The 7,991-nt window shown below is 71.5% G+C and carries 8 protein-coding genes; 5 read left to right on the top strand and 3 right to left on the bottom strand.

Annotated elements, in window-relative coordinates:
• Together HF577_RS12330 and HF577_RS12325 are read left to right on the top strand one after the other, a co-directional pair.
• A partial coding sequence (locus HF577_RS12330; RefSeq protein WP_169395939.1) for a hypothetical protein occupies nucleotides 1-1,329 on the top strand: 1,329 nt, incomplete at its 5' end.
• Nucleotides 1,330-1,432: 103 nt separating this feature from the next.
• Nucleotides 1,433-1,846 (top strand): hypothetical protein, encoded by a 414-nt coding sequence (locus HF577_RS12325; RefSeq protein ID WP_169395938.1) that lies wholly within the window; start codon nucleotides 1,433-1,435, stop codon nucleotides 1,844-1,846.
• A gap of 159 nt (nucleotides 1,847-2,005) precedes the next feature.
• Here the strand turns inward: HF577_RS12325 and HF577_RS39705 are convergent, their stop codons facing one another.
• Entirely contained in the window at nucleotides 2,006-3,799 is a 1,794-nt protein-coding gene (locus HF577_RS39705) for an FUSC family protein (RefSeq protein ID WP_169395937.1), read from the bottom strand.
• Nucleotides 3,800-3,986: 187 nt separating this feature from the next.
• Nucleotides 3,987-4,559 (bottom strand): histidine phosphatase family protein, encoded by a 573-nt coding sequence (locus HF577_RS12315; protein ID WP_169395936.1) that lies wholly within the window; start codon nucleotides 4,557-4,559, stop codon nucleotides 3,987-3,989.
• A gap of 89 nt (nucleotides 4,560-4,648) precedes the next feature.
• Here HF577_RS12315 and HF577_RS12310 point away from each other — a divergent pair, with 89 nt between their 5' ends.
• From HF577_RS12310 to HF577_RS12300, 3 genes are read left to right on the top strand one after another with little or no spacing between them, the layout of a single operon-like run.
• On the top strand, nucleotides 4,649-4,867 hold the full coding sequence (locus tag HF577_RS12310) for a CbtB domain-containing protein (protein WP_169395935.1): 219 nt from the start codon (nucleotides 4,649-4,651) through the stop codon (nucleotides 4,865-4,867).
• A gap of 14 nt (nucleotides 4,868-4,881) precedes the next feature.
• On the top strand, nucleotides 4,882-5,625 hold the full coding sequence (locus HF577_RS12305; RefSeq protein WP_169395934.1) for a CbtA family protein: 744 nt from the start codon (nucleotides 4,882-4,884) through the stop codon (nucleotides 5,623-5,625).
• Between the two features lie 8 nt (nucleotides 5,626-5,633).
• Nucleotides 5,634-6,575 carry a hypothetical protein gene (locus HF577_RS12300; protein ID WP_169395933.1) on the top strand — a complete coding sequence of 314 codons (942 nt, stop codon included), beginning with the start codon at nucleotides 5,634-5,636 and terminating at the stop codon, nucleotides 6,573-6,575.
• On the opposite strand, the gene HF577_RS12295 is transcribed toward HF577_RS12300, so the two are convergent.
• Complete coding sequence (locus HF577_RS12295; protein ID WP_169395932.1) at nucleotides 6,555-7,970, bottom strand: MFS transporter; 1,416 nt, start codon at nucleotides 7,968-7,970, stop codon at nucleotides 6,555-6,557. The two genes, HF577_RS12300 and HF577_RS12295, sit on opposite strands and share 21 nt — an antisense overlap.
• Nucleotides 7,971-7,991 lie beyond the last annotated feature (21 nt).

The following is a 7,991-nucleotide window of genomic DNA, read 5'->3' as shown; positions in this document are numbered from 1 at the left end:
CAGAAACTCAGCACGCACCAGTACGGCAGAAAGAAGCAGAAGCGCGTCTACAAGACGTACGAGGAGGCCGGGCGCGCCCTGGTCGGATGGGTGCTCCAGAAGCCCGGCCGGCACGAGGAGAAGGAGTTCGCGAACCAGCTGATGGACGATCCCGACCTCGCCGCGGACCTCGACAGCGCGCTCACCAAGGTGCGGGCCTGGATCACCACTCTCGGCAGTGACCCGAGCAAACTGCACGACCCCACGATGACCGTGAACCCCGGCAGGATCTTGTCCGAGCTGACCAGCGGTCAGGGTGTGCTCAACCGCAACCCGAAGGCATTCGGCCGGTACCAGGAACACTTCGACAGACCCACCTCACCCAATCCGACGAGGTTCCAGGGCAACTTCCTCGCAGTTCTCGACCACCCGGACCAGTACCCCGTCCGGGACAAGATCATTGTCCTGCACGACCTGACGGACTACTTCAAACCCGAGAACACCAGCAGGAGAGACGAGGCGGAAACCGGAGGCCGCGGCGTACTGCCCGACACTCCGGACAACTCCAGGCTCCTGAGCACCCAGGAGATGAATCCCGACGGCACCCGCAAGGTCGCAGGGTCGGATCGCGGTTCCAAGACGACGGTGCGTGACGAGAACGCGCCGTCCACCCGGATGGCTCGCGAGAACCGCATCCCCGTGACCGCCGGACAGTCGTTCACGGCCGCCCGCCTCCTCCACCTCGGGAACGAGGCAGGTGCGACCGCCGACGAGCTCAACGCGATGGCCCTGAGCATCTTCGCCCTGTGGCGTATCGACTACGACCACACCGTCGACCTCGCCGCCCACACCCTGCACGAGGTGCTCGACATCGCCTCCAACTTCGGGCTCGCGTACAACATGAAGGTTCCCCAACGTGCGTCGAACCAGTACCCGCAGGTGGTGGCCAAGCGGGCGAAGCGCACCAACGAGAAGCTGCGGGCCCAGCTCTCGCCGCTCCGCAACGCGGTCGCGAACATGAAGAGCGACATCGAGTCGCGCTTCCTGGGGTCCAGGCGACAGACCGGACGCAAACGGCTGGCCGACAACCTCCTCGGCGAGTACACGGCGGAGCTCGCCCGGAGCGACCAGGCGCGCGCCGACCTGGAGAACGCCGACGCGACCACCGCTCCTCAGGTGGTGGAACAGCTCAAGACCGACTACTACGCCGCGCTGAGGCGCACCATCCAGATCTACCAACAGCTCTGTGACGTGGTGAAGGCCAAGCGCATCGAGGATCGCCTGACCGAGGACGACCGCGACGCCGTCGGCGCCAGTCGCATCCCCCTGACACCTCCGGCACACCCGTAGTGATCGCCGTCTCAGTTCATCGTATGAACTCTGCGACGCGCCTGCTCCGTGTACGCGCTGTCGGTTCCGAATCACCGGAACCGCTCACGCAACGGAGAATCCCATGCTGCGCAAGACCGTTCTGTCCCTCGCCACCTTCGGTGCCGTGGGAGCCGCACTCCTCACCGGAATCGGTGTCGCTCAGGCGGCCCCCGCTCCGGCGGGCGCCAGTGCGATCCTGGACTCCGGAACCAACTTCTCCGAACCCGACGGGTCGCAGGGAATCAGCGGCATGCCGGGTGAATGCATTGCGGTGCATCTCGGCACCACGGGGTCGATTCAGTTCGTCACCGGAACCATGACGCTGTTCACCGGCGCGAACTGCGACACCGGCAAGTCCCTGGTAGTCGACCACGATGTGGCCGACCTGAACGCGCTCGGCTTCGGAAAGACCGTCTCGATCCTCATCGGCGGCGACGACGCAGCCACTCAGGGCACACCGATCCCGGCCACGCCGGCCCCGACCACGGCGTCCTGACCGCTGCACCACCCCATCGGGTTTCGCCCGCGCACTCTGGGATGAAGGGGAGATCACCCCAGGGCTCGGCGGGACCACAGCAACGGCCCCCCATCACTCACCGGATGGGGGGCCGTTTCCGTGCATCCACCGGGATCCGGTGACCCCTCCGCCCGGGAGTCACTCGTCACACGACGATCGGTCCAGGCGGACCGGCGGATGGCGGAAATCGTCCGGCTGCGCATGGTCGCGCAGCCGGCGGGCGAGTTCCTCGAACTCGGCGGCGGCAGGCTCCACCACGAGCGTCGACCCCGGAGCCGGGTACCGACGCAGTACGACGAGGCGGGTTGCCGTGTCGGCCGCATCCTCCAGGTCGCCGATCAGCTGCGACCACCCGGCGACGCTGCGGCGGATCGGGCCCGGCTCGAACTGGCTGAACCTCAACGAGGTGCGCAGCTGCTCGACGAGCTGGTACATCGTCCGCCGGGCCACCTCGATCTGTGCCGCGTCCTGCGGCTCCCGGAAGCCGAGCCGCAGGAACCGGGCGAGCCCGTCCGCACACGCGGCGAGCCGGGCCGGCGTCTGCGGCCGCCATGTTCCCGGCCACGCCAGATAACCCAGCACCAGGACGACGGCGCAGCCCAGCACCGTGTTGACCAGCCGTTGCACCACGATGCCGAGACCGGCCGGGCCGCCGAAGTCGAGCAGGAGCAGGACTATCGGCGTGACCAGGGTGCTGAACATGCCGTAGTTGCGCCGGACGGTGTACGGAATTCCGGCGGACAGGACGGCGATGACCGGCAGCACCGCGTAGCCGACGGGAACCATCAACACGGCCACTCCGAGGACCCCGCCGACAACCGTGCCGAGTCCTCTCTGCAGGACGCGGGGCAGCACGGGCTGGAAGTCGGGTTTCAAGGTCAGCGCCGCGGTGAGCAGGATCCAGTAGCCGTGGCCCAGCGGGTCGATCTGCCGGAGGATCTCGGCGACGCCCATGCAGAGCATGAGCCGCAGCGTGAACGACCAGGTCGTCGCCCTGCGCAGGACAACCGCGACGGGGTCGTGCACGCGCAGAGCGGGGCGCGCGACCTCCGGGCCCGTCTCGCCCACCCGGATCGCCCGCGCCACGGCCGCGACGGAGTCGAGAACGGCGGTCCGCAGGGCCGTCTCCGCATCACCGGCTCCCGGGTCGGCCACGGACACGCGCCAGTCGTGGTCGTGCCGGGCGATCGCCTCGGCCAGCCCGTCCAGGGACCCGGCGAGCTCGCCGGCTGCCCGTCGATGGTCGCGACTCGTGGCGAGCGCGACGACGGACGCGACCAGAGCCGGCATCTCCGCGAGGAGCGCGATCACCGCGTTGACCTCCCGGCGGCGCCACGCGGAGCGCGGGCGAGCAGCGAGAACGAGGTCGTAGGCGGCTTCGAGCGCCGCTTCGGCCCCTGCCGGGCGCTCCTCTCCCGCCGCACGCAGCATCTGCGCCGAGCGGCGAACAACGTCCACGACGCCGGCCCGGTACTGCCCGTCGGTGTGTTCGAGGCTGCTCTGCATCCACGCTCCGGCGATCGCCCACACCCCTCCGCCGACGTAGACGAGTACCACCTGCCCCAGTGCGACGTCGGTGTGCAGGCCGCCGGCGATCGACATCTGCACCAGCAACTGCATTCCGGCGAAGGACAGCAGCGGGTGGACGGCACACAACACGCCGGAGACCAGCGCGAACCCGAGCACGACCAGAAGAGGAACGACGCCGATGCCGTAGGTGTACCGGCCGAGCACCATCGCCACGGTGCCCACCGCCAACGCCCCGGAGATCCGGGCCAGCCGCTGACCCGACGTCCCGCTGCGTTCGGCCAGGACACCCAGCAACGCACCCAGCGAGCCGAACAACCCGAGGGTGGGGCTGTCGAGCGCGATGCCGATCCCCAGGGGCACCGGCACCGTCAGCCCCGAACGGATGACGTCGTTCCACGGCACCGCGGTGGGCGTAGGCACGAGCGTGCGGCGGAGCCAGTCAGGTATCTCGAGGCCCACTGCGGCCGTTCCCTCCGGTCACGTCAGGGCGCCGCCCGGCACCCGGCCGATGCTCGGCACGTCCTTCCGGACGGTAAGGGGAGCCGCCCGGCCCGCCCTCCGTCATTCGACTGGCCATCGCGACGTGCTCTCAGTCACCTCCGCGGAGGGGCAGGGCCGTGGTGCGCACCGTCCACCGGTCCGGACCGCCCCGCAGATCGGTGAGCGTCATCGGCGCCACGTCCACCCGCCAGAACGCCGAGGGCGGCGCGTCCAGCACCGAGACGACCGCGCCACGTACGAACGCCGGGTCGCACACGACCAGGGTGTGCCCGGCGGGCAGGGCCGCCAGCCACTGCCGGACGCGGGCCAGCAGCACGGTGAGCGCCTCGCCACCGTGGGGCGTGGCGGTCGGGTCGGTCAGCCAGGCCGACACGTCGTCGGGCCGGTCGGCGGCGAGGTCATCGAGCCTGCGACCCGCCCACCGCCCGACGTCCCAGCCGCGCAGCGACCGATCGACGTCGCCGGTCAGGCCGAGGATCTCGCAGGTCTGCCGGGCGGCCCGCTCCGGCGCGTGGCGGACCCGGTCGACCCGCGGGACGCGTCCGCGCCCGGCGGCGGCCCACGCCCGGCCCCGTGCGTCCAGCGGTTCGTCGGCGGAGAAGGCCGCCGACGCCGTCGCCGCGGTCGGGGCGGAGGTGAGCAGCGTGACACGACCGCTCACGTCGTCGTCACCTTGACACCTCCGGGTACGGACAGAACACTCACCTGAGCAGTTCATCAGATGTGCAGGTGTGTGGCCGAGGAGTGTTGATGTCGCAGGCAGCTGTCGAGTCCCCGATCGCCGGTATCGCTCCCACTCCGATCCCCCTGCGCGAGATCGCGCCATGGGCGGTCTTCGCCGGGGTCGTCCTGCTGGCCCTGCTGTACCTGGTGGGCATGGACCAGGGCGCCACCTCCGTGTTCTCGGGGGAGATGCTGCACGAGTTCGTCCACGACGGCCGGCACCTGCTCGGCTTCCCCTGCCACTGAGCGGGGCACCCACGATGGTGAGATCACTGCTGGTCCGCGGGATGATCGCCGGACTGGTCGCCGGCCTGGTCGCGTTCGTCTTCGCCCGGGTGTTCGGCGAGCCCGCCCTCGAAGGCGGCATCGCCTACGAGGACATGGTCTCGGCCGCCTCCGGTGAGACCGGTGGCCCCGCGCTGGTGAGCCGGGGCGTGCAGAGCAGCATCGGGCTCGCGGTGGGCTACCTGATCTACGGCGTCGCCGTCGGCGGCATCCTCGCGCTGGTCCACGCCACGGCGCAGGGCCGGCTCGGGCGGCTCGGGGTGCGCGGCACCGCTGTCGTCGTGGCACTCGTCGGGTTCACCTCCGCGGTGCTGGTGCCGTTCCTCAAGTACCCCGCCAACCCGCCGGCATCGAGCCTCGACGACACCATCGGCGAGCGCACCGGCCTCTTCGTCGTCATGATCGTGATCTCGGTGGCAGGGGCGGTGGCCGCCACCGCTCTGTGCCGGCGGCTGGCCGACCGGCTCGGCTGGTGGAACGCGGTGCTCAGCGCGGCGGGCGGCTACGTCGTGCTCGTCGGCCTGGCCGCCTTCCTGCTCCCCGCGATCTCCGAGACCCCCCGCGACTTCCCGGCCGCCGTGCTCTACGACTTCCGACTGGCCTCGCTCGGCGGTCACGTCGTGCTCTGGACCGCGCTGACGCTCGTGTTCGCCACCCTCGCCGACCGTGCCACCCGGCCGTCCGCCCTGGCCGGGGCGGTCCCCACCCGGGCGAGCTGACCGGCCTCGTGGGCCCGGCCGTGCGGGGAGCAGCCGGGCTCCTCCTGGCGCTGCTGTTCCTGCCGCTCGGCGCCGGGGTCGCGGCGGCCCACGGTGGAGGCGCCGCGGCGCCCGGCACCAGCATCCCCCGCGTCCTCGCCGTCGAGCCCGCCGTCCCGGGCCTCGCGCTCGTCGTTATCGAGGGCGGCACGAGGTTGCGGCTGGACAACCACACCGGGGAGACGGTGGCCGTCCTGCCGCCGCCGGACTCCCCCCGCGGTCAGGAGCCCCTCGTCCCCACCGGCAGCAGCGCCGCGTGGGCCGACTCCCGGCTGGCCGGAGCCCCGGCGGCACCACCCCGGGACGGCACGTCGGCCTGGCTGGTCCCGCTCCTCGTCGGAGACCAGCAGGTCGTGGTGCACGGCGACCGGACGTGGCCGGCCCCTCCCCTTGCGGTGCCGTGGTGGTCGGTCACGGTGGCCGCGGCCCTCGGCACCTTCAGCCTCGGCGCCGCCGCTGCGGAACGCGGCAGGCACAGCACGGCGGCGACCGCCGTGGCGGGCGTGACCGTCCTGGTGGTGGGGGCGCACGTGCTGCACGTGATCGGCTCGTCGCTGGTGCTGGACCGGCCCGCCTCCGTCGGCGTCGTCCTCGCCGCCGCGGGCATCGGCGTCCTCTGCTGGGCTCTCGGCGGGCTGGGGGTCGCCCTGACCCTCGCCAGGCACCCGATGGGGCCGGCCACCTGCGCGTCCGCCGGCACCCTCGCCGCACTCGTCACGGTCTTCGACGTCGCGGGCTTCCACAGCGCCGTGCTGACGTTCGGCTGGGCCTTCGACCTCGACCGCGCCACCACCGTCGTCACCGTCGGGGGCGGCGTCGGCCTGTTCCTCACCGGCTGCGCGGTGCTCTCCGCGACCGCACCGGCGCCCCTCGTTGCAGCAAAGCCACTTTCAGGCAACGACGTTGCGTGAAAGTGGCTTTGCTGCAACGTCGGTCGGGGCGGGACGGCTCGGCCGGACCAGGACGAACACCGCGGCCGCCCCCACCACGGCGATGACGCCGGCCACCGTGTAGCTGGTGTTGAGGGCGGTCGCGACGGACGCGGCGCTGCCGGTGACGCCGCCGGGCGCCGCGGACGAGAACACGGCACCGAGCACCGCCACTCCGACCGCCAGACCGAGCTGCCGGGCCGAGTTCAGCGCGCCGCCCGCCATTCCGGCCCGCTCGCCGGGCACCGCACCCATCACCGCGGACGAGAGCGGGGGGATGGACAGGCCCGCGCCGAGGCCGATGCACAACATCCCCGGGATCAGAACGGCCGCCGTGGAGTCGGCCTGCACCCTGGCCTGCAGGAACGAGCCTGCGGCGATGAACAGCAGCCCCACCGTCACCGAGTACCGCGGCGCGATCGCGTGCCCGAACCTCCCCATGACCAGCGGCACCACGAACGAGACGACGGACATCGGCATGATCACCAGCCCGGTGGCCACCGGTCCGAGGCCGAGCCGGCTCTGCATCCACAGCGACGCGTACGGGAACATCGACCAGGCCGCCAGCGACAGCAGCGCGCCACCGATCACCAGGCCCACGAACGTCCGGTGCCGGAAGAGCGCGAGATCCAGCATCGGCGACGCCGAGCGCCGCTCGATCACCACGAACGCCGCGAGAGCCACGGCGGCCACCGCCACCGGCCCCCAGACGCCCGGATCGCCCCAGGGAGCCTCCCCGCTGCGGATGAGGCCGTAGGTCAGGCCCGCGGCCGACACCGTGAACGCGACCATTCCCGGCAGGTCGAAGCGGCGGTAGCGGGACGCGTGGTCCGGCGCGATGGTGCGCCAGGTGATCACGACGGCGACGACCGCGACCGGCACGTTCACCGCGAAGATCCATTCCCAGCCGAGGTGCTGGGTGAGCAACCCGCCGATGATCGGCCCCGCCGCGGCGGCAGCGCCGTTGACCGATCCCCAGACGCCGAACGCCACGGCGCGGTCCCGGCCCTGGTAGGTGGTGCTGAGCAGCGCGAGCGTGGCCGCGAACATCGCCGCCGCCCCGACGCCCTGCACGGCCCGGCCGATGATCAGCAGCTCCGTCGACGGCGCCAGCGCGCAGCCGAGCGACGCCAGCCCGAACAGCGTGAGCCCACCGATGTAGACGCGGCGATGTCCGAACCGGTCGGCGATCGTCCCCGTGCCCAGCAGCAGCGCGGCCAGCGTCAATGCGTAGATGTCGACGACCCACTGCAGGCCGCTGAACGACGCGCCGAGGTCGGTGGCCATGTCCGGCAGCGCGACGTTGACGATCGTGACGTCGATGAGCAGCATGAACGCGCCCAGGCCGACCGCGACCAGTGGCCACCACCTACGCATCACATGCTCCCGAGAGGTCGA

This window comes from Pseudonocardia xinjiangensis, assembly GCF_012911925.1.
In the GTDB taxonomy this organism is placed as follows: Bacteria; Actinomycetota; Actinomycetes; order Mycobacteriales; family Pseudonocardiaceae; genus Pseudonocardia; species Pseudonocardia xinjiangensis.
The sequence above is the reverse complement of the archived record's forward strand: the minus strand, read 5'-3'. Positions and strand labels throughout refer to the sequence as shown.